The 24,510-nt window shown below is 43.4% G+C and carries 25 protein-coding genes; 13 read left to right on the forward strand and 12 right to left on the reverse strand.

The window, feature by feature from the left end; genetic code table 11:
• The first annotated feature begins 3 nt into the window (after window positions 1-3).
• From L0U88_RS14520 to L0U88_RS14550, 7 genes are all read left to right on the forward strand, one after another.
• Window positions 4-1,926 carry a cation:proton antiporter gene (locus tag L0U88_RS14520; RefSeq protein WP_234866798.1) on the forward strand — a complete coding sequence of 641 codons (1,923 nt, stop codon included), beginning with the start codon at window positions 4-6 and terminating at the stop codon, window positions 1,924-1,926.
• Window positions 1,927-2,010: 84 nt separating this feature from the next.
• Complete coding sequence (locus L0U88_RS14525; RefSeq protein WP_234866799.1) at window positions 2,011-2,157, forward strand: hypothetical protein; 147 nt, start codon at window positions 2,011-2,013, stop codon at window positions 2,155-2,157.
• 29 nt (window positions 2,158-2,186) lie between these two features.
• Complete coding sequence (locus L0U88_RS14530; protein WP_234866800.1) at window positions 2,187-2,951, forward strand: glycerophosphodiester phosphodiesterase; 765 nt, start codon at window positions 2,187-2,189, stop codon at window positions 2,949-2,951.
• A gap of 173 nt (window positions 2,952-3,124) precedes the next feature.
• Entirely contained in the window at window positions 3,125-3,340 is a 216-nt protein-coding gene (locus L0U88_RS14535; RefSeq protein ID WP_234866801.1) for a hypothetical protein, read from the forward strand.
• Between the two features lie 60 nt (window positions 3,341-3,400).
• The gene (locus L0U88_RS14540) at window positions 3,401-4,387 is read left to right on the forward strand and encodes a sterol desaturase family protein (RefSeq protein ID WP_234866802.1); all 987 of its coding nucleotides are present in this window, start codon (window positions 3,401-3,403) and stop codon (window positions 4,385-4,387) included.
• Window positions 4,388-4,407: 20 nt separating this feature from the next.
• Window positions 4,408-4,599 (forward strand): hypothetical protein, encoded by a 192-nt coding sequence (locus L0U88_RS14545; RefSeq protein ID WP_234866803.1) that lies wholly within the window; start codon window positions 4,408-4,410, stop codon window positions 4,597-4,599.
• Complete coding sequence (locus L0U88_RS14550; protein WP_234866804.1) at window positions 4,596-5,708, forward strand: glycoside hydrolase family 26 protein; 1,113 nt, start codon at window positions 4,596-4,598, stop codon at window positions 5,706-5,708. Before L0U88_RS14545 ends, L0U88_RS14550 begins: the two co-directional genes overlap by 4 nt.
• Here the strand turns inward: L0U88_RS14550 and L0U88_RS14555 are convergent.
• The 3 genes from L0U88_RS14555 to L0U88_RS14565 all read right to left on the reverse strand — a co-directional run bounded on the left by L0U88_RS14555 (window position 5,705) and on the right by L0U88_RS14565 (window position 9,071).
• Window positions 5,705-7,402, reverse strand: a complete 1,698-nt coding sequence (locus L0U88_RS14555) for a GMC oxidoreductase (RefSeq protein ID WP_234866805.1) — start codon at window positions 7,400-7,402, stop codon at window positions 5,705-5,707. The two genes, L0U88_RS14550 and L0U88_RS14555, sit on opposite strands and share 4 nt — an antisense overlap.
• An 18-nt stretch (window positions 7,403-7,420) precedes the next feature.
• Complete coding sequence (locus L0U88_RS14560; protein ID WP_234866806.1) at window positions 7,421-8,344, reverse strand: sugar phosphate isomerase/epimerase family protein; 924 nt, start codon at window positions 8,342-8,344, stop codon at window positions 7,421-7,423.
• A 256-nt stretch (window positions 8,345-8,600) separates the two neighbouring features.
• A complete protein-coding gene (locus L0U88_RS14565) occupies window positions 8,601-9,071 on the reverse strand; it encodes a PAS domain-containing protein (RefSeq protein ID WP_234866807.1) in 471 nt (156 codons plus the stop codon).
• Between the two features lie 156 nt (window positions 9,072-9,227).
• Here L0U88_RS14565 and L0U88_RS14570 point away from each other — a divergent pair, with 156 nt between their 5' ends.
• A complete protein-coding gene (locus L0U88_RS14570) occupies window positions 9,228-10,019 on the forward strand; it encodes a carbohydrate-binding family 9-like protein (protein WP_234866808.1) in 792 nt (263 codons plus the stop codon).
• A gap of 10 nt (window positions 10,020-10,029) precedes the next feature.
• Entirely contained in the window at window positions 10,030-11,106 is a 1,077-nt protein-coding gene (locus L0U88_RS14575; protein WP_234866809.1) for a glycoside hydrolase family protein, read from the forward strand.
• Here L0U88_RS14575 and L0U88_RS14580 read toward each other — a convergent pair.
• Together L0U88_RS14580 and purU are read right to left on the reverse strand one after the other, a co-directional pair.
• Complete coding sequence (locus L0U88_RS14580; RefSeq protein WP_234866810.1) at window positions 11,084-11,581, reverse strand: GNAT family N-acetyltransferase; 498 nt, start codon at window positions 11,579-11,581, stop codon at window positions 11,084-11,086. The two genes, L0U88_RS14575 and L0U88_RS14580, sit on opposite strands and share 23 nt — an antisense overlap.
• A complete protein-coding gene (purU, locus tag L0U88_RS14585) occupies window positions 11,581-12,420 on the reverse strand; it encodes a formyltetrahydrofolate deformylase (protein ID WP_234866811.1) in 840 nt (279 codons plus the stop codon). The genes L0U88_RS14580 and purU overlap by 1 nt, the downstream gene beginning before the upstream one ends.
• Window positions 12,421-12,499: 79 nt before the next feature.
• Between purU and L0U88_RS14590 the strand changes: the two genes are divergently transcribed.
• A complete protein-coding gene (locus L0U88_RS14590; protein ID WP_234866812.1) occupies window positions 12,500-13,327 on the forward strand; it encodes a CvfB family protein in 828 nt (275 codons plus the stop codon).
• Between the two features lie 2 nt (window positions 13,328-13,329).
• Here L0U88_RS14590 and L0U88_RS14595 read toward each other — a convergent pair whose 3' ends face one another.
• The 7 genes from L0U88_RS14595 to L0U88_RS14625 all read right to left on the reverse strand — a co-directional run bounded on the left by L0U88_RS14595 (window position 13,330) and on the right by L0U88_RS14625 (window position 21,027).
• Window positions 13,330-15,120 (reverse strand): AMP-dependent synthetase/ligase, encoded by a 1,791-nt coding sequence (locus L0U88_RS14595; protein ID WP_234866813.1) that lies wholly within the window; start codon window positions 15,118-15,120, stop codon window positions 13,330-13,332.
• Window positions 15,121-15,240: 120 nt separating this feature from the next.
• Window positions 15,241-15,882, reverse strand: a complete 642-nt coding sequence (locus L0U88_RS14600; RefSeq protein WP_234866814.1) for a YceI family protein — start codon at window positions 15,880-15,882, stop codon at window positions 15,241-15,243.
• Window positions 15,883-16,003: 121 nt separating this feature from the next.
• Window positions 16,004-17,032 (reverse strand): tetratricopeptide repeat protein, encoded by a 1,029-nt coding sequence (locus tag L0U88_RS14605; protein ID WP_234866815.1) that lies wholly within the window; start codon window positions 17,030-17,032, stop codon window positions 16,004-16,006.
• Window positions 17,032-18,261 (reverse strand): DUF1015 domain-containing protein, encoded by a 1,230-nt coding sequence (locus tag L0U88_RS14610; RefSeq protein ID WP_234866816.1) that lies wholly within the window; start codon window positions 18,259-18,261, stop codon window positions 17,032-17,034. Before L0U88_RS14610 ends, L0U88_RS14605 begins: the two co-directional genes overlap by 1 nt.
• Before the next feature lie 18 nt (window positions 18,262-18,279).
• Window positions 18,280-19,347: a 3-phosphoserine/phosphohydroxythreonine transaminase gene (gene serC / locus L0U88_RS14615; RefSeq protein WP_234866817.1), complete on the reverse strand. Its 1,068-nt coding sequence runs from the start codon at window positions 19,345-19,347 to the stop codon at window positions 18,280-18,282.
• A 59-nt stretch (window positions 19,348-19,406) separates the two neighbouring features.
• Window positions 19,407-20,372 (reverse strand): zinc dependent phospholipase C family protein, encoded by a 966-nt coding sequence (locus L0U88_RS14620; protein WP_234866818.1) that lies wholly within the window; start codon window positions 20,370-20,372, stop codon window positions 19,407-19,409.
• 13 nt (window positions 20,373-20,385) lie between these two features.
• Entirely contained in the window at window positions 20,386-21,027 is a 642-nt protein-coding gene (locus L0U88_RS14625) for a DUF502 domain-containing protein (RefSeq protein ID WP_234866819.1), read from the reverse strand.
• A 170-nt stretch (window positions 21,028-21,197) separates the two neighbouring features.
• On the opposite strand from L0U88_RS14625, the gene L0U88_RS14630 reads away from it, so the two are divergent.
• Genes L0U88_RS14630 through L0U88_RS14640 form a run of 3 tightly spaced genes read left to right on the forward strand, consistent with a single transcriptional unit; the run spans window position 21,198 to window position 24,413 of the window.
• Window positions 21,198-21,869, forward strand: a complete 672-nt coding sequence (locus L0U88_RS14630; protein WP_234866820.1) for a TetR/AcrR family transcriptional regulator — start codon at window positions 21,198-21,200, stop codon at window positions 21,867-21,869.
• 11 nt (window positions 21,870-21,880) lie between these two features.
• Complete coding sequence (locus L0U88_RS14635) at window positions 21,881-23,242, forward strand: TolC family protein (RefSeq protein ID WP_234866821.1); 1,362 nt, start codon at window positions 21,881-21,883, stop codon at window positions 23,240-23,242.
• Window positions 23,243-23,270: 28 nt separating this feature from the next.
• Window positions 23,271-24,413: an efflux RND transporter periplasmic adaptor subunit gene (locus L0U88_RS14640; RefSeq protein ID WP_234866822.1), complete on the forward strand. Its 1,143-nt coding sequence runs from the start codon at window positions 23,271-23,273 to the stop codon at window positions 24,411-24,413.
• The last annotated feature ends 97 nt before the right edge of the window (window positions 24,414-24,510 follow it).

Consider the following 24,510-nt stretch of genomic DNA (forward strand, 5'->3'; position numbering starts at 1 on the left):
TCTATGCAGGAAGCTTTCTGGAGGGAATTGCTGGCGGAATTTCATAGGCCACTGTCTAATCCCGTGTTAATTTTTTCACTCCTCCTCCTTATAATCCTGCTATCACCCATTCTGCTTCGTAAACTCAATATTCCGGGTATTATCGGGTTGATTATTTCAGGTGTAGTGATTGGTCCGTATGGGTTAAATATCCTCGCCAAAAATTCTGCAATCGATCTGTTTTCAACTATCGGGTTATTGTATATCATGTTCATCGCCGGACTGGAACTCGATCTGAATGAATTTAAAAAGCATAAAAACCGGAGCTTTATTTTTGGCGCGTTAACGTTTTTTATTCCTCTTTCAATCGGTTACCCTGTTTGTCTTTATATATTAGGGTATGATGCTAATGCCAGTTTTCTGACTGCCAGTATGTTTGCAACCCATACACTGGTTGCCTATCCGATTGTTACACGTTTTGGAATTTCCAAGCAATCTGCTGTTGCCATTGCTGTAGGAGGTACTATCTTAACAGATACAGCAGTCCTGATTATCCTGGCTGTAATTATGGGTGCCAACAAAGGAAGCCTTAACCAGGAATTCTGGATCCGGCTCGGCACTTCCCTGGCAATCTTCTCAGCTATCATGTTCTTCCTGATTCCAAGAATTGCCCGCTGGTTTTTTCGCAAACTGGAAAGTGAAAAGACATCCCATTATATTTTTGTTTTATCAGTGGTGTTCTTTGCCGCCTTCCTGGCTGAAGTAGCAGGAGTGGAGCCCATTATTGGTGCCTTCGTAGCCGGATTGGCGCTTAACAAACTGATTCCACATTCTTCCGCGCTGATGAACCGGATTGAATTCATCGGCAATGCCATATTTATTCCCTTCTTCCTTATCAGTGTAGGTATGCTGGTGGATGTAAGGGTTGTATTTAATGGGTATACGGCACTGTTTGTGGCTGCCGTCTTAACGATTACCGCCTTGTTTGGAAAATGGCTGGCAGCTTTTATCAGCCAGAAACTGTTTAGTTACAAAACAGCGGAACGCCAACTGTTGTTTGGATTGAGTTCAGCGCACGCAGCAGCTACCCTTGCTATCATACTTGTTGGGTTCAGGGAAGGAATCCTGGATGAAAATATTCTGAACGGCACAATTATCCTGATCCTGATAACCTGCCTGGTTGCCTCTTTCGCTACTGAAAATGCTGCAAAGAAACTGGTATTGGATGCGGATGCCGGTATGGCTATTGAAACGGATTCAGTTACCGACAAAGAGCACATATTATTGCCCATTGAAGAACCAGAAAGAATGGAATCCATGCTGGAACTTGCCATCCTTTTCAAGGATAAAAAGTCGCCTCACCCTATCACTGTATTATCCGTTGTGCCCAACAATGAAGAGGCAGAAAATAATCTCGCTATTGCCCGAAAAAAAATGGAGAAATCCTACCAGATTGCAGCTGCTACTGATACCAATCTGAACGTGGTTGCATCTATTGATCATAATATCAACAGCGGCATCGTTCGTACCTCCAAAGAAATCATGGCCAGCCTGGTAATGCTGAACTGGCCGGAAAAGAATACCCTGCTGGAAAAATTCTTTGGTGAGACTACAGAGAATATTTTATCGGGACTTGATCGTAATATAATGATCTGCAACATCCGTTCTGTTCTGATAACTCACAAGCGGATACTGCTTTTTTGTCCGCCACTTACTGAAATGGAGAAAGGATTTTCTTCCTGCCTTGATACTATCATGCGGCTTTCAAAAGAATTATCAATTCCTGTTTTCTGTTATTGTAATGCAAAGTCCAAAAGGGATATCAGTGCCTATCTGTCAAGCTCCAAATCGGGCACGATAAGTTTTCACCAGTTCGACGACTGGGCCGATTTCCTGGTCTTATCCAGGGTAATTTTGCCAAATGATCTGATTGTATTTTTCTCATGAAGAAAGGGCTCTATTTCTTATGATCCCGTATTTGATAATGTTCTGTTTAAACTGGATAAATACTTCAGTTCTACCTCTAAACTGATGGTATATCCAAGTCAGTTTGATACCGACCATAAGTTTGAGGAATACGAAGACATTAATCCGGAAACGCTCAATAAAGGAATTGAAAAGATCCAGAAAATCGGTCGTGAAATTGGAAATATATTCAAGGGAGGAAAGGGGGATTAAAGTAATATCTTCAGGCAAAGCAACTGCAAATGAAAACCTGGTTATTGGTCCTTAGCCTGTTTGTGGGCAGCACCCTTTATTCGCAATCCAACCGACTGATTGCACACAGGGGTGGTGTAGTGGATGAGAGCAGTCCGGAAAACAGTCTGCCCGCTTTACAAAAAGCAATTGAACAACACTACTGGATGGTTGAAATTGATCTGCGCCTTACTGCAGACAGTGTCCTGATCACCCAGCACGACCGGAATTTTAATCGGTATTTTGGTGTTGACAGCCTGGTGACTGCTATGAATTGGTCAGCTGTACAAAAACTTCGTTCCAATGCAGGAACCCGTGTACTACAATTTGAGGAAGTGCTGCAGCAATGCCAACAAAAGATCCATGTAATGATTGATAATAAAATTCAGGGCTTTAATGAATCCCTTTTCCAACGGGTACTCTCCTTGCTTGACAAGTACCAGTTGCGGGAATCAGCTCTGATGATCGGCACAGATGAATCAACTGAATTTTTCAGGGGAAAGATCAAACTTAGTTGCACCCGCAAACAACTGGAGGAGTATCAACAACGACCTGATTTTAATCCTGCACACTATTACCTTTTTTCTTCTCAAATCTCCAAAGAGGATGTGACATGGGCAGAAAAGCAGGGAATCCTGGTGGTTGGGGTACTGAATCACCGGAATCCGAATTTAGCGGAAGCAAAGGAAAAAATGAAACTGCAGGCAGCTGAACTGATCAGATCCGGTGTAAGGATTTTTCAGCTTGATTCTGCATTTAAGGATTTTGTAAACTAACATCAATTCATTGATTCTCAGAACTTCATTTTTGCCAAATTGTTAAATTACTGGTACTAATAGGTAAGATTCAATTAGATGTATATCTTTGCATTCATTAAATAATACGATTGCCTGCATCTAGCAGGCATTTTTTGTGCCCGCTGGTCGATTTAGTAACGAAAATGAAGTGTATGAAGAACCAGTCATTACCTATGCCCAATTGGAAAAAAATGTATGTAGCCTACCCGGCTGCCAAAAAAACAACCGCAGCTGTTAAACCTGCTGTTCAGGAAACGGAAGCAGTTGAAAACGAACCGGTTTCCATTCCGGAATTTCAGCGTAAAGCCTTTGTAGGCAATTATTTCGCTGGCCCGCATTGCCTCTTTGATCCGCGACTTTTTAAATAACTCCGGCTCTAGGAAGGTTCAAAAACTTGGAGTAAATTAGGGACATAACCTGTTTACTCCATGATGGACTTCCTGCTTGCTGTTTGGGAACAATTCCGTTCCTTTTTTGGTTTTGATTCACTGATTCAACTGATTGCTGAGGGAGATTACAGCAAACTCAGAACCTTTGAAGGCATTGCTGCTTTTATTTCTCCTGTCATTCCTATCATCCTGATCCTGGAATTAGTAAGAGGAATTTTTTATAAAAAGTTCAGTGTCATTTCTTATAAGATTCCCTTCTTTTCCTATGTATTGAATGCCTTCCTGGGAAGATTTATTGCCATTGGTATGACTTTCCTGGTGATCGGATGGCTGGAAGATAAAGCCCTCTTTACCGTACCATTTACCTGGTATTGGTTTGTCTATGGCTATGTGATATGGGAACTCGCGCATTTTGTTTACCACTACCTTGGGCATAAAGTACGTTTACTCTGGTGCCTGCATTCAACACACCATGCCCCCGAAACAATGCATCTCGGGGTTACGCACGCACATTTTTTTCTGGAAGCGCCTTACGCTGATTTGATTCGAACAACTATCTGTATTTTATTGGGGGTTCCTCCTCCCATGTTATTTGTAATCATGTTTATTGATGGTACCTGGGGTGCGTTTATACATGTGGGTGAGTCAGTAATGAAAAAAGGGAATATGGGAAAACTAGGTCAATGGATTCTCACTCCTTCCCATCACCGGGTTCACCATGCAAAAAATGTTGAATACATGGATACCAATTTTTGCAACCTGCTCAATATCTGGGACCGTGTTTTCAAAACCTACCAGCCAGAGAAGGAGCATGTTCAGATTAAGTATGGCATCACACGTGATATTAAACCCAATAATTTTCTGGATGCCTACTTCGGTGAAATCGTTGCGCTTGCAAAGGATGTGTATCGTGCACCTGGTATAAAGAATAAATTATTGTACCTGGTGATGCCACCGGGCTGGAGTCATACAGGTGAACACAAAACCGCACGTGTCATGAAACAACAGTTACAGGAAAATAAGTGATCAACCTAAATACCATTGCTATGCCTGCCAATCTTGCCAAACGCCAATTCAACGGAATCCTCCTGATGGTCATTGGAGCATTCATCGGTTTCATCAGTTGTGTACTGAGCCTGATCAACCCCATTCCTGAATTCTATGGTATCTTTTTGTATGGTCTTACTTCTATTGCAATCATTCTTGCATTAATCGGACTATACTTTTTACTCGAATGAAATTTTTATTACTTTTCCTGCTTGCGGGTTTTTCTTCTTATGCAGGTGAACCCGCCCCGATTGATACGAAAGCTACCAAAGAAACCAGGGCGCTTTATCGTAACCTCCACCAGTTAACTGAAAAGGGTATCCTGTTCGGGCATCAGCATGCCACTGAATATGGTCATGGCTGGAGCGGAGAGTCCAATCGATCCGATGTCAAATCGGTTACAGGTTCTCATCCCGCTGTTATTGGTATCGATTTCAGTGGTTTATCCGGCCGGCCAGACAGCCTGATAAAGCGGGAAGAAAGCCACCTTCGAAAGATTATAACGGATACGTATAACCGGGGTGGGCTCATTACCGTTTCCTGGCATTTCAACAATCCGCTTTCGGGAGGTGGATTTTATTGGAAAGAAGGCGTATCAAAGGCTTCTGTGAGAGAAATGATCCCAGGCGCTGTAGCACATGATACATATAAAAGCATTCTCAGAAGAATAGCTGATTTTTTGCATACGGTAAAGGGTGCTGGTGGTGAACCCATCCCAATGATCTTCCGGCCCTTTCATGAACTGGATGGTAGCTGGTTCTGGTGGGGGAAAAATCATTGCAGTCCGGATGAAATAAAGACGCTCTGGAGATTCACAGTCACCTATATGCGTGATTCAATGAATATTCATCAGCTGCTCTATGCCTTTTCACCGGATTGTACTTTTCAATCTGAATTCGAATTTCTGGAGCGATACCCTGGTGACGACTTTGTTGATATGGTAGGCATGGATAACTATGCCGATTTTGGTCGGGATGGAAAATATAATCTTCCCGCTGCACTAAAAAAATTACAGATCGTCCAGGCTTATGCCAACAAGTCCGGCAAGCTGGCGGCTCTTACAGAAACAGGACTTGAATCCATTCCAAACCCAAATTGGTGGACAGAAGTATTATTAAAAACGATTACAACACCGGGCTTGCGTTTATCTTATGTACTGGTATGGCGAAATGATAAAACAAGTCCAACGCATTATTATGCGCCCTTTCCAGGCCAGGTTAGTGAACCCGATTTTATCCGGTTTTACAACTTGCCTGTTACGATTTTTGAAAAGGATTTACCGGCTTTATATACCGATTAGATATTCCCTTTTTTCATTTCCTGAACGGCATAATCACAGGCTCTTGCGGTTAATGCCATATAGGTAATGGATGGGTTTACACAAGATCCGGATGTCATACAGGCCCCATCTGTTACAAATACATTTTTCACCGCATGCAGTTGATTGAACGCATTCAGTACAGAGGTTTTTGGATCTCGTCCCATGCGCGCTGTACCCATTTCATGATTGGCATTTCCAGGGAATGAAATCTTGCCACTCACCGTAATATTTTTGTATCCGGCTTTTTCAAACAATTCCACTCCGGTTTTGGCAGCATCTTCAAACATGCGTTTTTCATTGTCCCGGAACTGTGCATCAAATTGTATGATAGGTCTTCCGAATGGATCTTTTTTATCGGGATGCAGACTCATTTTATTCTCCTGATAAGGCAGACATTCACCAAAATGATAAATGCTGATCTTCCAGGGACCTGCTTCACTCATATTCGCTTTTAGCTCTTCACCAATGCCTTCTGCCTGTCCGCGTGTCCGATAGGCGCCTCCCCCAAAATGATATCCTCTCAAAAAATCGCCGGTTGCCTCAGTAGCATTCCGGAATCTTGGTATATACATATTGGTAGGTCTTCTTCCCTTGTAATAACGATCTTCAAATCCGTCAACATCTGCTGCTATTACCAGCCCTTTATGATGATCCATCAGGTTCAGTCCCAATTGCCCACTGTCATTTCCTAAACCATTCGGGAAACGATTGGATACAGAATTTAACAGGATAGCTGTTGTGCCGATCGTGGATGCATTGATGAACAAAAGCTTAGCATAGTACTCTTCTGTTTGTTTTGTCTCTGTATCAATGATCTCTACGCCGGTTGCTTTTCCTTTCTTTTCGTCATATAAAACCTTATTCACCAGTGCATGTGTTCGGATGGTTAATCTTCCTGTTTCCATGGCTGCAGGCAGCGTGCTGGAATTCGAACTGAAATAGGCACCAAAGGGGCAACCTCTGTGGCACAGACTTCGCGACTGACATACACCCCTTCCCTTGAGCGGTGCCGTTAGGTTAGCGGATCTTCCAATGATTACTTGCCGGGTGGAATAGGCTTTGGCAATTTTTGCTGTAAAGTCCTTTTCCACACAATTCATTTCGAAAGGAGGTTGAAATACACCGTCTGGTAAATGCGGAATACCATCTCTATTCCCACTGATGCCTGCAAATGATTCAACATAATCATACCAGGGCGCCAGGTCTTTATAACGGATAGGCCAGTCCACCCCATGCCCATCTTTGAGATTCGCTTCAAAATCAAGATCACTCCAACGGTAGCAGGCTCTTGCCCATAAAAGGGAACGGCCTCCCAGCACATCCGCCCTGATCCAGTCGTACCGTTTTATTTCTTCATACGGGTTTTCCAGATCCCTGGTATAGAAATGTTTATTGTCTTCATTGATGGAATAATGCCTGGTTTGGATGGGATATTTTTCCCGGTCGGCTTTACATAAACTGTTGCGGTGTTCAAACTCCCAGGGATGCATCAACGAAGTTGGATAACTGGGATGCTGAACCGGCCCGCCTCTTTCTAATAAGAGAACGCGTAAACCTTTTTCACATAATTCTTTTGCGGCCCACCCTCCGCTAACGCCGGATCCAACAATGATGGCATCATAGGTATTTTGATGTACAACTTTGGTATTTAAGTAAACGGAATCTCCAGGCATTTTTCAATATTGGATAGATTATGCAAAATGTGTTTTCATTGCTTGCGGAAAATCTGCCAGCGCTAGTTCTGGTTCGGCAATTTCGGGATGCCATAATTTTTCCCATTCAAAACTATAAAACCCTTTATAGTTATCCCTTGCAAGCAGGTCTATTCCTTCAAAAATAGGCACCTGCCCCTTTCCTAAAAAGGTATAGCGAAGTTTTCCTTCATCTTTAATGGCATCCTTTACATGTACATGCCGGATGTATTTTTTCAACGCCGGATATACTTTGGCGGGGGCTTCACCAGTTACCGTCCACATGTTGGAAATATCCCAGATCAAACCGATTTTCGGATTATTTACTTCTTTCATGATCTTTTCCAGATCAGCCAGATAAACAAGGTCGCCATGTGTTTCCATCAATACTTCAACACCTGATCCTTTGGCATGTGCGGATAATTCAAGCAATCCTGCTTTAATCAGATCCATGGTTTCTTCCCTGCTCTGTTCTTTGGGAAAATTATTGGGGAAGACCCTCACATAGGGACATTTCAGTTGCTCGGCAAGGTCAATAAAACGTTTGCCATCCTCCAACTGTTCTTTTCTTTTAACCGCTTCCTTAAAATGCAAGGTGGAGGAAGATCCCAATCCAACAAAACGCAGTCCTTTTTCCTTCATACGCGCCATGGTTAATGACCTGGCCGATGCTGAATTGAATACGGGCGATTTCACTAAATCGAGTTCACGCTGAATACCCCGGATCTCCAATCCTTTATAGCCATGTTCGGCTGCGAATTGCGTGATCTTGTCAAAGTTCCAGTCGGGGCAACCTAGTGTAGAGAAACTTAGTTTAGGAGCGTATCCGGTTTTTGCAAATGCAGGAAGATATAAAAGACCTCCCAGCAAAACCGAACTTGTCTGTAAAAATTCCCTGCGTGAACGGGTTGATTTCGCTTGCATGTCGAAAAGATAATAAATAGCAGGGAATTAGCGGTAATATTCAGGTAATATTGGGATAGTAGATTACCTGAAAGCAACGATTATGGATGCGTTTATTTATACTCTCCTTGCAATCGCAGTATTGGTTTTTATAATATGGACCTGGAGGGTCAATCGTAAGGAAAAGAAGAAATTAAGTAACCGGCTGAACAGGGACTTCCCTCATCGCGAAACCCATAAAGAAACAGGGGACCCTGATGATCTTAAACAGGATTAACTATAAATCGATTTCCTCTTCAATGGCAACATAGTTGGTTAATCTGCCAGCTTCATTTGCCACAGGATAGCCCTCAATCAGGCAATTGTAGAGTGTCCCATCCTTTCGATAATTCAGAATGGTGCAGTTGAAGGGCTTCATTTCAGTCAGTGCATTCCGGATCATCAGCCTGCTGCTTAGCTGTGTAGCTGGCCCCTGGAATAGTTTCGGTGATTTTCCTATTACTTCCCAGGGTTGATATCCATTCATGCGCTCAATATTTTTACTGGCAAACAGAATCTTCAGATCTGCAGTGGTAACCAGTATCGTTTTATTTTCCCATACCAATGCATTATCTAGTGACCTGCCTGGAGAATACTTCCAATAGCCCGACTCCTGCAAGTGGTTCAGGTAAGAGATATCCTTGCTGAATTCTTCTCTTCGGGATCTGCCCTCCAGTATGATATCCCAACAAAGCAATGGATGCGACATATAAAACTTTTATTGAAACTACGTTAAGGTTCATTGAATCGCATCATTTGTTGAATATTAAGAAGTCAGAATTATGAAAGCCTTATAGCTTTGTTTCATATTACTGATTTATCAGATAGAAATGTTACACAAATTCTATTTCCGTCACTAGCAAGTATGGTTCAACTTATTACAATATGTGGATTTGCTCTGGGTAGCATTTGTCAAACTGAATCGCAGAAAGACTCATTACCCAAGCGCTACGATGTGCTGAAAACGCAGCACAAAATTCAGATTGATGGGAAAGTAGATAAGGTCTGGAAAAAAGCTGCGTGGACCAGTTATTTCCAGGATATTGAAGGCAGCAAAAAGCCGGTTCCAAGATTTAAAACCCGGGTTAAAATGTTGTGGGATGAGCAGTACCTGTATATCCTTGCCGAAATGGAAGAGCCTCATCTCTGGGCTACACTTACCGATCGGGATGCTATCATTTTCAACGATCACGATTTTGAAGTATTTCTGGATCCTAATAACGACCAGGAACAATACTTCGAATATGAAATCAATGCACTAGGTACGATCATGGACCTGTTTATGACCAAGCCGTATAAAAAAGGCGGACCTATGGTGATGGGCTGGAACTCGGATCGATTGTTATCTGCAGTACAACTTAAAGGTACGCTTAATGATAACCGTGATATTGATAAAGGCTGGATAGTTGAAATGGCGATTCCCTATAAGGATCTGGAACGTCCAGGCCGTATTTCACAACCTCAACCCGGTGCTACCTGGAGAATCAATTTTTCAAGAGTGCAGTGGACCATGGACATGGATGGACAATCCTATAAAAGGAGAATAGGGCCGGATGGTAAGCGGCTTCGCGAAGATAACTGGGTATGGTCTCCACAGGGATTAATTGATATGCATGTGCCTGAACATTGGGGATACATTACATTCAGAGAAAAGTGAACTAACAAGTATGAGTAACCGCAGAAATTTTATAAAAAACAGTTTGCTTACAACAGCCTCCCTTTCAATTGGGTCTTCTCTCAGCGCTGCAGATTTGGATTTCAAAAAAAGAAAGGCAAAACACTGGATCTGGACCAGACCGAATCCCAAGGATTCAGAAGCAGAATTGTATGAACGATATGCTGCATATGCTGCAGCCGGAGTTCGGGGTGTTTTATTTGAAGATGATTCCGAGAAACATTTCAGGGCCGCCAAAAAAATGAAGCTGGAAGCGCATCGCTGGAACTGGACCATGAACAAGGGAGTAAAAACCCTGATGGAGCAACATCCAGAATGGTATGCGATTTCGAGAGAAGGGAAATCGGTTATTGATCATCCGCCCTATGTTGGATATTATCGCTGGTTATGCCCCTCCAAACCAGAAGTTCAGGCTTACCTGAAACAGGAAGCAGAACAGATTCTTTCGAAAGATTATATTGATGGTCTGCACCTCGATTACATCCGGTTTTGTGATGTGATACTTCCGCTTAACCTTTGGAAGAATTACAACCTCGTGCAGCAGCAGGAATTGCCTGCTTATGATTTCTGTTATTGTTCTACCTGCAGAGCTGAGTATAAAAAAATATCCGGTAAAGATCCGCTCGATCTGCCTTACCCGGATGGCGTTTTGTCCTGGCGTCTCTTCCGTTACAATGCCATCAACAAGGTAGTTAACCAATTAGCAGAAGTTGCCAATCGTCATAAAAAATGGATCACTGCGGCAGTATTTCCAACTCCCGAAGTGGCGCGCAGGATTGTACGGCAGGACTGGACCAACTGGAACCTGGATGCTGTATTCCCCATGATCTACCATAAGTTTTACCAGGAAGATGTTAAATGGATTGGCGATGCGGTAACGGAAGGGGTTCATTTCCTGGCTGGAAAATTTCCGCTGTATGCTGGTTTGTACCTTCCCGATTTTGATTCCATGGAAGAACTAAAAACGGGGATTGAACTATCAATGGCAAATGGTGCAGCAGGAGTATCCCTGTTTGGTAATGTAACTCCTGAGGTATTGGCTACCCTTAAGAGTACGCAATTTGCTTAACATAGAAATGTGTATCTACCGGCATTCTCGGAAAAAAATCCGGTAATGCTTCTACAGCGATTTTATGAAAGTCATTTTTTTCATAGAATCGCTGTGCTGCTTTTAGCTGCTCTACTGTTCCAAGATAAATACTGCTGATTTCATGTTCTTTACACCAGTTAATGGCAGTATCCAGTAATGCCTGACCCAACCCTGTTTCCTTTCCACGATAATCAGCCCGTACAAACATCTTTCGTATGGCAGCAGCCTGGTGCCCGATGTCAATCAGTCCGATGCTGCCGATTACATTTTCCTGATCTGTTGCAACCCAAAAATTGCCTTTGTTTTTCTGATAAAATTCAGGAATAATCAAAAGGTCAGGTTGATCTTTAATTGTGACAGGCACACCAAATTCGATTTGCTGTATGGGTAATATCAGGTTGATAACACCCTGCTGGTAGTTATCATGATAAGGATGAATGGAAAATGTTTTCATCAGGAAAATACAATGGTTTTATTGCCAGAAACAAAAATACGGTCTTCTAATACCAGTTTTAATGCATCCGCAAGTACGGATTTTTCAATTTCATGTCCCGCTTCAATCATGTCGGTTAAGCCATCATCATGTTTTACCGGTATGATCTGCTGAGTAATAATGGGGCCTTCATCCAGATCGTTGTTTACAATATGCGCCGTGGCACCGATCAGTTTCACACCCCGTTCAAATGCTTTTTTATACGGATTGGCACCAATGAAGGCAGGCAAAAAAGAGTGATGGATATTGATGATCCGATCTTTGTAACGTTGTACGAACTCTGGTGTGAGTATACGCATAAATTTAGCCAGCACAAGGTAGTCGGGTTGGTAGGTTTCCAGCGTTTGCAGGATGGTTTCTTCAAACGCTGTTTTGCTTATACCCTCATGACTTATATAATGAAAGGGAATTTCAAATTTTTCAGTAAATGATTGTAGCATGTTATGATTGCCGATTACTGCAAGTATCTCAGCGTGCAGTTCATTAAAATAATGACGAACTAACAGATCGCCAAGGCAATGGTATTCTTTAGTTACCAACAGTACGATCCTTTTCTTATTTCTGGGTATGATTTCAACTATTGCGGAGGGTGGCAACAAATACTTAAGTTCCGATTCCAGTTCCTGAGGTTCTAATTCTCCGGCGATTTCAAGCCTTGCAAAAAACTGTCCGGTTTCGGTTTCCACGTATTCTTTCATCACCAGGATATTGTATCCCCGTTTGAAGAGAATCCCGGCGATACCGGCAATAAGTCCTTTCTGATCCGGGCATTTAATTCTTATGACGTGATTTTTTTCCATGCTGCCTGCTTGAGTAACAAATTTACCTGCTTTCTTAAATTCGGCTACATTTGCTTTGCTCCCAGTTCAAATAAACAATATGATAAAAGTTGGCGAATTCAATACACTGCGGGTTATCCGGACAGTAGATTTTGGTGTTTTCCTCGATGATGGAAAAGAAGGTATTCTCTTGCCCAAACGATTTGTACCTGCTGGATTAAAGGTCGGTGATGAATTGGAAGTATTTGTTTATCATGATTCAGAAGACAGGTTGATTGCTACTACGCAGAAACCACTGGGTACTGTTGGAGATATCGTGGCATTAAAAGCAGTGAGTGCAACAAAACTGGGAGCTTTTTTGGATTGGGGACTGATGAAAGATCTCTTTGTTCCCAAGTCGAAACAACTCGGTACGATGCGGGTTGGTGGTATTTATATTGTCAGAATTTATATTGATGAACAGACAGGGCGTGTTGCCGCTACAGAAAAAATTGAAAACTTTCTTTCCAATGAAGACCTCGACCTGAAAGAAAAAGATGCTGTTGATCTGTTGGTCTATCGTCGTACGGATATCGGTTATCTCTGTATTATAAATGGAAAACATACCGGTGTTTTACACTTTAGTGATATCTACCAGAATATCCAGGTTGGCGACCGGCTTAAAGGTTATGTACGTAAGATCCGCGAAGAAAATAAAATTGATCTGGCACTTGGCGAGCGTGGCTACCAGCGGGTGAGCGGAGAAGCAGGAAAGATACTGGAACTGCTCGACCAGCACGGTGGTTTTTTGCCCTACCATGATAAGTCTGATCCTGAGGATATATATGATAACCTCGGGATGAGCAAAAAAGCCTTCAAGATGGCAATCGGTAACCTCTTCAAACAGAAACTCATCCGTATCAAGGAAAACGGAATCGAGAAAATTTGAACTCAGGAGTAGATCCTTTCGATCTCATCCCGGTACTTTTCCTGGATTACTTTGCGTTTCAGACTCAGTTTAGGGGTCATTTCGCCGGTTTCAACGGACCAGTCCTGGGGCAGTAATTCAAACTTTTTAATTTGTTCTACGTGGTTGAAATATTTGTTGAAACTCTCTACCAGGTCGAGGTATAACTCAGCCACTTTAGGATGGCGGATCATCTCCTCATTGCTGGAATATTCAATATTTTGCTGCCGGCACCAGTCGCGCAGGTTGGCAAAGGAAGGCACGATCAGGGCCCCTACAAATTTTCTTTCTGCACCCACTACCAGCACCTGTTCTACATATAAAGACTCCTTGAGTTTGTTTTCAATTGGAAGAGGCGCCACGTATTTGCCTCCGCTGGTTTTGAACATTTCTTTTTTGCGGTCGGTAATCTTCAGGAATTTACCCTCTTCAAACAATCCGATATCACCCGTACAGAACCAGTCGCCCTGCATCACTTCAGCTGTCAGGTCCGGCCGTTTGTAATATCCCATCATAGTGTTCGGTCCGCGGGATAAAATCTCTCCATCTTCAGCAATCTTCACTTCCACACCGTTAATAAGTGTACCAACGGTTCCAAATTTGCGGCCGTGTTTGCCATAGCGGTTCACTGCAATTACCGGAGACGTTTCAGTAAGGCCATAGCCCTCCATAATCGGAATTTGTGCGGCTGTAAAAATCCGGATGAGTTTTACCTGGCAGGCCGCGCCGCCACTAACAATCGCTTTGAGATTCCCGCCCAATGCTTCTCTCCATTTACTGAATACCAGTTTATTGGCAAGTGCAAGTTGCGTATTGTACCAGAATCCCTGGTTTTTATGCAATTCAAAATGATCGGCAAGGTCATGTGCCCAGAAAAAGAGCTTACGCTTAATACCCGTTAGTTCCATTCCTTTCAGCATAATCTTTTCGTACACTTTTTCGAGCAGGCGGGGTACCGTAGTGAATAGGGTAGGCTTAACTTCCTTGAGGTTATCACCTATGGTTTCCATGCTTTCAGCATAATAAATAGTGGTGCCGGAAAACAGGTAGATATAGGTAACCATTCGTTCAAAAATATGGTTAAGAGGAAGGAAGCTGAGGGCTTTTTGTCCCTCTACACCAATTTCCAGGAAAGCCGATTCTATACTGCTCAACACATTACTTAGTACATTCTTGTGCGATAACATCACACCCTTCGGAGTGCCTGTAGTACCCGATGTATAGATGATGGTGAAGAGATCTTCGTAGGTGATTTTTGAGACGATCGCCGGAATTTGTTGCTGTGCTTCCTCACTGTTGTTCCGGATTACATCTTTCCAGTGTGCGGCATTAGTAACGTGTTCGAACGTAAAAATGTGCTGGAGACTGGGCACCCTCGACTGGACGCTCAGGATTTTGTGATAGAGTTCTTCATCGTTCACAAACGCCATTTTAACGCCGGCATCATTCAATACAAACTCAAGTTCCTTGGCGTTGATTGTTGGGTAAACAGGCGTAAGGATGGCTCCTATCTGTTGAACGGCCAGGTCCACTATCACCCACTCCGGGCGGTTTTTGGAAAGGATGGCAATTTTATCCCTGCCTTCCGGCGTCATATCGCCACAGCTCATACCAAGGTTGAGCAGGCCCCCACTTAGCTGGTCTACGAGTTCCTTCACTTCCTGAACCGAATACTCTTTCCATTGTCCGTTTTCCTTGCCTGCAAGCAGGGGTTGGGCGGGATTTTTGTCCATAAGTACCTGCAGACAGTCAAAAAGGCGTTGTGGCTGATTCATATGCATCAATCGTTAGTGTGTGAATAATCCATTTCAAATATAGGTAACCACCTCCATAAAAAAACCGGGAGCCGAAGCTCCCGGTTGATCCAACTCAAAACATCACTAGAAAAAAGCGAGTTATAATTTGTTGGCGTTGATATTCAATTTGATATTAACCTCCGGACGGATGAATTTATCACCCAGGCTCTGGTCATTGCCATAGAACATACCCCACTGGGTACGGTCAATATTGAAGTTAGCAGAAGCTTTCACGCCTGTCTCTGCTACAGTTACCTGTGCAGGGAAGCTAACATTCTTGGTGCTGTCTTTCAGTGTCAGGTTACCGCTGATTTTGTGGGTAGCAGTACTGTCGCCGGAAATAGGCTCAACTCCGGTAATCACGAAGCTGGCAGTAGGAAACTTCGCAACATCGAAGAAATCAGCGCTCTTCAGGTGACCTTCCAGTTTGTCTTTCATTTCACCGTTCATGTCCAGGTCTGTCAGAGAATTTACGTCAATGGTGAAATTTCCTGCAGTGATGTTTCCTTCAGCAATGCTGAACTCACCGGTAGAAATTTTCATAGTACCATTGTGCTGACCAACGGGTTTGGTTCCCAGCCATTCTACTACGCTGGAAGTGGTGTCGATACTGTAGGTAGCCCCTGTGCCGGCAGCAGCAGCCTGTGCGTCAGCGGTAGTTGCAGTTTCTCCTTCCGGAGCATTGTTACAAGCAGTTGCCAGGGCGGCAAAAGCAGCGAATACAAAAATTGCCTTTTTCATTGTGTGTTGAAATTTTCTTTGTCGAACAAAATTAATAAAAAGTATAACACCAATGTTCAAACATTGATTAAATTATTTGTCAAAATTTGGTAAATATTTTTAAACAATTGAAAATCAATGCTTATTTCTTATTGTCCAGGAATCGATAATCCTGGTTCGCAGGTAATTTGAATACCCTGCCACGCTGGTATTGCAAAAAGGCTTCATATGTGGTGGCATTGGCCTGGGACCATTGCTGGAATGCAGGCAGGTTTTGAGCTGCACCGAAGAGCCACTGATTATAGGCTTCAAAATAGCCTTCTCTTAATAATTGACGGTGATATTCAAACAGACGGAAAGGATAAGCGACCGGCTCTTTTTCATACCAGTCGAGTATGAATTTGCTGCGCAGTTTGGTTAGGCTGGCTGCACTGATTCCGGAACTTACCGTTCCGGCATGTTTGTCGAAGATTCCGCTTACAGTCAGTTCAAATCCATTTTTGGGGTTGGCTGGCTGTAATTCACCCATCTTGCCATAGTATTTTTTGTATCCGTTTAGCAGGAGTTCCTTGATCTCCGGAGTACGCCGGCTGTAACTTTCCAGATTAACGAAAATCTCCCCATAGATCAGTGCCCAGATTTTGTCCTTGGTCAGGTAATAATGCTTGGCAGCATTATAATAATTACCGGAATAATTGGGATCTGCCGCTATTCCCTTTTCCCATTGCTCTACGGCCGCTTCAAATTTCTCTTTAGCCCAGAGGTATTCTCCAAATTCATTGTACAGTACACCACTATTGGGATGAATACGTATCCCGTTTTTATAGAGTTTTTCTGCTTCCTTATTTTCTTCAATAGCGCGATAGGTGAGTCCCAGTAACTGAAAACTACGAATATCCGGCTTGTCCGTGTTCACCAGCTGTTTTCCCAATTCCATGGCTTTTCCATAGTTACGGGCCAGGTAATAAGTGAATAGCAAATCATTTTGCAGGTCTGCATTCGCTGGTTCAAGGGATAATGCCTTATTCAAAACCAGCACAGCGTTGGAATAGTCGGATTCCTGCATATATTTCCTTGCATTGGCATGTAAGGATTTGACATCTTCCTGTGCAGCCAGTTCAATACTGCTTCCCAACCAAATCAGACAACACAGAAGAAGGACTTTTCGCATTATTCGTAGATTAAATGAGTCAATAAGCCATCGCGTAACTTGGGCTCAAACCAGGTACTTTTTGGGGGCATTACATTTCCGCTGTCGGCAATATCAAACAATTGCTGTATACTAACGGGATGAAGACTGAAAGCGATTTTCATTTCGCCGCTGTTCACCCGCTTTTCCAGTTCGCCTAACCCGCGTATGCCGCCAACAAAATCAATTCGTTTATCCGTCCGCTGGTCTTTAATGCCAAGCATAGGATCCAGTATCAGTTCCGAAAGAATGGTCACATCCAGCACACCAATCGGATCAGTTTTATACGTTCCTTCTTTGGCTGTCAGTTTAAACCATTGCTCTCCCAAATACATACCGAATTCATGCAGCCTGGTGGGAGAAAAAGCGGAAGGCATACGCTCCACTTCAAAATGATCATATAAGGCCCTCAGAAAATCTGATTCAGTATGTCCATTCAGATCTTTTACCACCCGGTTATAGTCCATGATATGTAATTCACCGGCAGGAAACAAGGTCGTTAAAAAATAATTGGCATGATCATGATAACCTGCCTCCAGTGATTTCCGCACTTTTGCTGCGGAAGCTGCCCGGTGATGTCCATCCGCTATGTAGGTATATGGTACTTCTTTGTCAAATAGTTCTGTTAACTGCGCGATGGCTGCCTCCTCGTTAACCACCCAAATAGTATGACCGATACCATCTTCTGCTACGAAATCGTATAATGGTGTCCGTTGCTTCCAATCTTCAATCAGTGAGTTAATGGCTGCTACATCGCGGTAAGCCAGGAATACATTTCCTGTTTGGGCACCGCTGGTGCGAATATGATTGATTCGATCCTGCTCTTTTTCAGGCCTTGTGAATTCATGTTTTTTGATAATGTCCGCTTCATAATCATCTACAGATGAAACTGCAACAAGTCCAGTTTGATGCCTGCCATTCATTACGAGTTCATAAATATAATAGCAGGGTTTATCCTCTCTGATAAGTATGCCTTTCGAAAGAAAATCCTGCAGATTGGATTTTGCTTTTTCATATACTTCAGCGGTATGAATATCAGCAATTCCCGGTAGATCCACTTCGGATTTGGTAATGCGTAAAAAACTGTTGGGATTGTTTTTTGTCTGTTCAGCAGCTTCTGCTGAATTTAATACATCATAAGGTGGAGACGCTACCTGGGCGGCTTTTTCTGTCTGCGGGCGAACTGCTTTGAATGGTTGTATCCTGGCCATGTTATTTAAATGTAAGGATTATCCTTTTTTTGTTGCGAATTCTTTCATGAATTCGGTTAATGTTACTACACTTTCATAGGGTAATGCATTGTACATGCTGATGCGGAAACCACCAACGGAACGATGTCCTTTCACACCATAAAACCCTTCCGCTTTTGCGGCTGTTAAAAATTCTTTTTCTACCTCCGTATCCTGTATGGTGAATACCGCATTCATCCGGCTCCGGTCTTTTTTGGCTACCGGTGCTGTATAGATGCTGTTCTGATCAATGGTATCATACAAGAGTTGTGCCTTCTTTTCATTGATTTGCTGAATAGCTGCTACTCCTCCCTGTTGTTTCAGCCAGCGTAAGGTGAGCATACATACGTATACGGCAAAAACAGGTGGCGTATTCAGCATGGAACCGTTTTTAATATGCTCCCTGTAATCCATCATAGTGGGGAGGGCCCGATCTGCTTTACCAAGAATGGAAGGATCCACAATCACCAGGTTTACCCCTGCTGCACCAATGTTTTTTTGCGCTCCTGCATAGATCAGCGAAAAGCGATTGAAGTCCATCTGCGTGCTCAGTATATCACTGCTCATATCTGCTACGAGTGGAACATTCGTTTCGGGAATTGAATGCATCTGCGTGCCTTCTACCGTATTGTTGGTAGTATAATGAAAATAGGCTGCATCATTGGGAATCGTATAACCATCAGGGATATACGAATAATTTTTGTCCTTCGAGCTGGCTACTACTTCTACAGTGCCATATAGTTTGGCATCTTTTATTGCTTTAACTCCCCATGTTCCTCCATCCAGATAGGCAGCCTTACGATCTGCTGCCAGGAGGTTCATTGGCACCTGGAAAAACTGTGTGGAAGCACCGCCGTGAAGGAATAATACTTCTTTCTGGTCATTTAGCTGCATCAGTTCTTTCACCAGTGAGCGGGCTTCGTCCATTACTGCCTGGAAAGCATCGGTGCGATGCCCGATTTCCAATATGGAGAGCCCCATGTTATTATAGTTGAGAATGGCTTCGCTGGCCGCCTGGAAGACTTCTTTGGGTAAGATAGACGGGCCTGCATTAAAGTTATGTACCACTTCGTTGGCTGGTTTGGTGAGTCCGCAAGTTCCTTAAAAAATGTCAATTCTCCTTGCCCTTAGTCGCAGGATTTACCCTTGATAGGTTGGCTTCTCCATAAAATACTCAGGCTGTCAAGTCCTGGCTCTGCATTCGGTTGGGTTTTGTTTGTAACCAATTGTTGCAGGGATGGCTGTCCCGCATTTACCCAGGCCGTGTACCAATAATCTGCTACTGCCTGCACTGATTGTCGCATCCGGCGTTCTACCATTCCTTTCAGGGCCTGGTTATACAGCCTGCTGAACTCGCTTGAATACTGTCTCACCAGGGTTTGCTTGCGCCACTCAAAGGCAAATTTCTGATCGGGTGGAATGGTTTTACTCAGTATCGCTTCCAGCTCCAGCACCGAATCCACAGCGGCTGCACTTTCCAGGATGATCTGCCAGGTTCTTTCCGCTGGCTGTGGGATATAACTGGCTTTTTCCAGAAAGAAATCCCATTCCTGATCCGCCAGCAATTCAGGTAGCCGGCTTTCCCAGAAGCCATGAATGCCATGCTGGTTGGTTTTCTGGCCATTGTGATTGGAACTGGTATGCAGGGGCACATGCGCATCTCCGATATAATGCCCGAGATCAGCAGAAAGCTTCAGGATCGAAGCGGTATTCTTTCCCCTGAAAGCACTGGTCAGCATACCGAGCACTTGTAAAATACGCCAGGGAAGAATGCCATGCTGTTGCAGGCTGTCCTCCCCGAATTTTTTACGGGCATCTTCCCATTTTCGGGGTAATTCGGTAAATGGGTATTGGCCATATTGGTCCAGGTCGATGAAATGTCTTGGCCCTTCTGCTTTTACCACATATCGACGTTTATCCGGATCGGTTGCATGGGTTTGCAGGAAAGCCTGTGATGGCTTGTAGAATACCAGCATTTCCGGAGGCAGCAGATAAACCGCATACCCATTGATTTTTTCATGTGCAAAGAAACCCCAGCAATAAACGGGGTTATACAGCAGAAGAACTGCTGCCAGTAAACATATAGTTCGCATATCCAACAATTTCCTACTCGCGGGGAGGGGTAGGTTCCTGGTCGGGTTCGGCGATTCCTCCCGATACCACATATTTCATGGCATCAGCTGGTTTGATATGATCCAATGGACGCACCCTGCTCCTGGGAACGAGATAGGTTTGTCCTGCAAAGGAGTAAGAAAATGGAATGTATACCGTGATATAATCAGAGAATCCGAATTCGCTGGCATCCTCATCTGTTATAAACCCGATCTGGAATACATCGGGCTGATGCAGAGATACCGCCACCGGTTTATTGAATTTACGTTTGTTACCTGCAAATGCCTCGAAGAAATCCTTGATGGATGAATAAATGAATTTGATGCCTGGAGCTTTCTCCAGGAACTGGTCGAAAAAACTGAAGAGTCTGCTGGTGATAAAGTTGGAACTCAGGTACCCGATAACTATCAGCGCCACAATAATGATGATAAACCCTAAGCCATAATTCCGGGTGGATAGTCCGCCCTCGGGTGTTTCTTCCTGGAAGATGGGAAGCAGGTTATCCACCGAAGAAACAAACCAATAAACCAAATAACCCGTAATTACTACAGGAGCAGTAACCAGTAATCCTTGTAAGAAATACTGGAAAATTTTTTTCCAACGCCAGCCATCGGTTCGAATCGGTTGATTGTCCATAGTTCAGTTCCTGGTGCAAACCTACTAAAATGCGGGCAGGCACCCTGCCGGTATTTTAACCCGACTTCGTAGGGCGTGGCGCTACTCCGCTTTTGGCGGATGGCATTCGCCAAGGGAGTGTTGAAGGACGGTGGAACACTCAATTTCTGGACGAATGGTAAAATAATGTGATGGAAACTTTTGTTACATTTAAAGTTTCCATAGTTTTGTGCCCGATTATGAGTGAACAGGAAACAAGGGACCGCATTCTTATCCGGAGCCGTGATTTATTTATGAAATACGGCATCCGGAGCGTGAGTATGGATGATATCGCCAGTGAAATGGGGATCAGCAAAAAAACGATCTACCAGTATTTTGCCGATAAGGAAGAACTGGTGCTGGAAGTGATTCAATGTAAAATCTGTGAATCAAGGGACCGATGTGATATCGATAAGTTCAGTGCAGAAAATGCCATCGATGAAATGTTTAAAGCGATGGAAATGGTGGAAGAGATGTTTCGGAATATGAACCCCTCCGTGATACTGGATCTGAAAAAATATCATCCTAAAGCCTATGAAAAATTTCTGCAACACAAAAACGATTTCATCTACAATACCATTCGAGACAATCTGATCAGAGGCATTCAGGAACAACTCTACCGTCAGGAACTGAATGTCGACATCATCGCCCGATTCCGTATTGAAAGCATGCTTATGCCATTGGATCCCGTGTTTTACAGCGGGAACAAATTAACCCTTGCCGATGTTGAGCAGCAGATTATTGAACATTATCTGTTTGGTATCGTCACACTGGAAGGGTATCGGTTGGTTCTGGAGTATCAGCAAAAAAAGAAAAAGATCTAAATCAGTTAACAATGAACAAGCAAACGTTGTGGAGGTTCTTATCAGTTGGATTACTACTTATACTGATAAGCAGCTCTTTGGACAGCTACGCACAGGAAGGAAGAAAAACAGAAGCCTTAAGCATCCAGGAAGCAGTTGCCTATGCCAAACAGCACAGTTACCAGGTAAAAAAAGTGCTGGAAGATATTCGTATCCAGCAACAGGTAAACCGCGAAGTTACTGCCAGCGCCCTGCCCCAGGTGAATGGTTCTTTTAATCTAATTGATAATATCAAACTGCCGGTCAGCCTGGTTCCCGGAGAATTTTTTGGTGGAGCACCCGGCACTTTTATTCCGGTACAATTTGGTGTACAGTACTCATCCACCACAGGTGCTGAGCTCAACCAGATCCTGTTCGACGGACAGGTATTCGTAGGATTGCAGGCACGGAATGCAGCTATGGAATTCGCCCGCAAAAATGCAGAGATCACCGAAGTTTCCATCGCTGTCAATGTTCATAAAGTTTACTACCAGTTATTGATCGGTGAACAGCAACTGGAGCTTTTTCATGATAATATAGAACGCTTTGAAAAGCTCTACCATGATACCCGTGAGATCTATAAAAATGGATTTGCAGAACAATTGGATGTAGACAAGGTCAATGTTACCCTTACCAACCTGCGTACCGATAGCCTGAAACTTAAAACCCAAATCAATAACGGTTACTTAGGACTGAAAATGTTGCTGGGTATGCCCCTGACCGACAGCCTTGTGCTAACAGATAAACTCAGCGATGATCTGATCAAGGAAAATTTACTGGATTCTGCCTATTCGGTTAATGATCGCCGTGAATTTCAGTTATTACAGATCGGTAAAGAACTGAATGATTATAATGTCAAACGATATAAACTGATGGCCCTCCCAACCGTCAGCGTATTTGGGAATTATTTCACCAACGCTCAGCGAAACGAATTCGATTTCTTCAAATCTGGTGGACGCTGGTTCCAGCAAAGCACCCTCGGGCTTCGCATCAATGTTCCCATTTTTGATGGCAACCGTCGCCGTGCCTTATTAGAACAGGCAAGGTCAGCAGTGAGAAAGACAGAGTATGATATGGAACTGCTCAAGCTTTCCATTGAAAACGATGTAGCCAGTGCCAGGAACCGATACCGTGCATCCGTGCTGGCTGTAGACGCACAAATGGAAAATGTGGAATTGGCAGAGCGGGTGTATGATCAGACTAAAAAGAAATACGAACAGGGCCTTGGCTCGAATACCGAAATAAATGCAGCACAAACGGAATTAAGAACTGCTCAAACCAACCTGTTCACAGCTTTATATGAAGCTGCTTTAGCCAAAGTAGATTATCTGACGGCAATTGGAAAAATTTATTAATCAACTGAATCCATCTAAATCGATTTATATGCAAACCGGTATACAACAACTACTCTTGTCTTCTTCCCTCTTGCTTTTGGTAGCATGTGGTGGCAGCCTGCTGGAGAAGAAAAAAGCAGAACTAGCTTCTTTGAAAGAAACGAAAGTGACCACAGAAACAAGGATTGCTGAACTGGAAAAAGAAATCCTGTTATTGGATTCCACTGCCATTCCCCCTGAAAAGCCAAAACTGGTTGTTACCACTCCCTTATCGTCAGCACCTTTTACTCACTATATTGACCTGCAGGGTAAAATTGAGGCCCAGAATATTTCCTATGTAACTCCACGTGGAATGGGCGGACAGGTACGTGCTATCTATGTGAAACAGGGTGATGTTGTTTCAAAAGGAAAACTGCTGTTGAAACTGGATGATGCAGTGATCCATCAGCAACTGGAAACGGCCAAAACACAACTGGACTATGCTAGAAACCTGTACTCCCGGCAGAAAAATCTCTGGGATCAGAATATCGGTACCGAAGTTCAGCTGATCACCGCCAAAAACAATGTAGACCAGGCGGAACGCCAGATAGGTATTCTGGAAGAGCAATTGGCGATGACAAACGTATATGCCCAGGTGAGTGGGATTGCGGATGAAGTAAATATCAAGGTTGGTGAAACCTTTACCGGTTCTCCAATGAATGGTATCCGTATTGTAAATACCAGTGAATTGAAGGCAGTTGCACAAGTTCCGGAAAATTACCTGGAAAGAGTTAAAGTGGGAAGCCCGGTAAAAGTAATACTGCCCGATATCAGCAAAACATTCAATACAAAAGTGAGTGTATCAGGAAAGCTGATCGATCCAAACAGTCGTTCTTTCTACATCGAATCCAAAATGCCGACTGACAAACAGATACGTCCTAATCAGATAGCCAATATCCGGATCGAAGATTATACGGTGAATGATGCTATTACCATTCCTGTGAATACTCTGCAAAATGATGAAAAAGGCAAATTCGTACTTGTAGCAGTGAACGAAAATGGTAAACTCAGAGCCAAAAAACGTCCGGTTGAAACAGGCGAACTCTATGGCAATGAACTGGAAATCCACAAGGGACTGCAGGCCGGTGATATCCTGATCATTGAAGGATTTCAGGGGCTCTATGATGGGCAGTTGATAACAACTTCCCTATGATTTCAAAGCCATTGACATTCACCATTCACTATTCACCATTCACGGTGAATGGTGAATAGTGAATGGTGAGTACAACTAATTGCAAACGAGTAAACTA

This window comes from Flavihumibacter fluminis, assembly GCF_021491375.1.
GTDB classification, from domain to species: domain Bacteria; phylum Bacteroidota; class Bacteroidia; order Chitinophagales; family Chitinophagaceae; genus Flavihumibacter; species Flavihumibacter fluminis.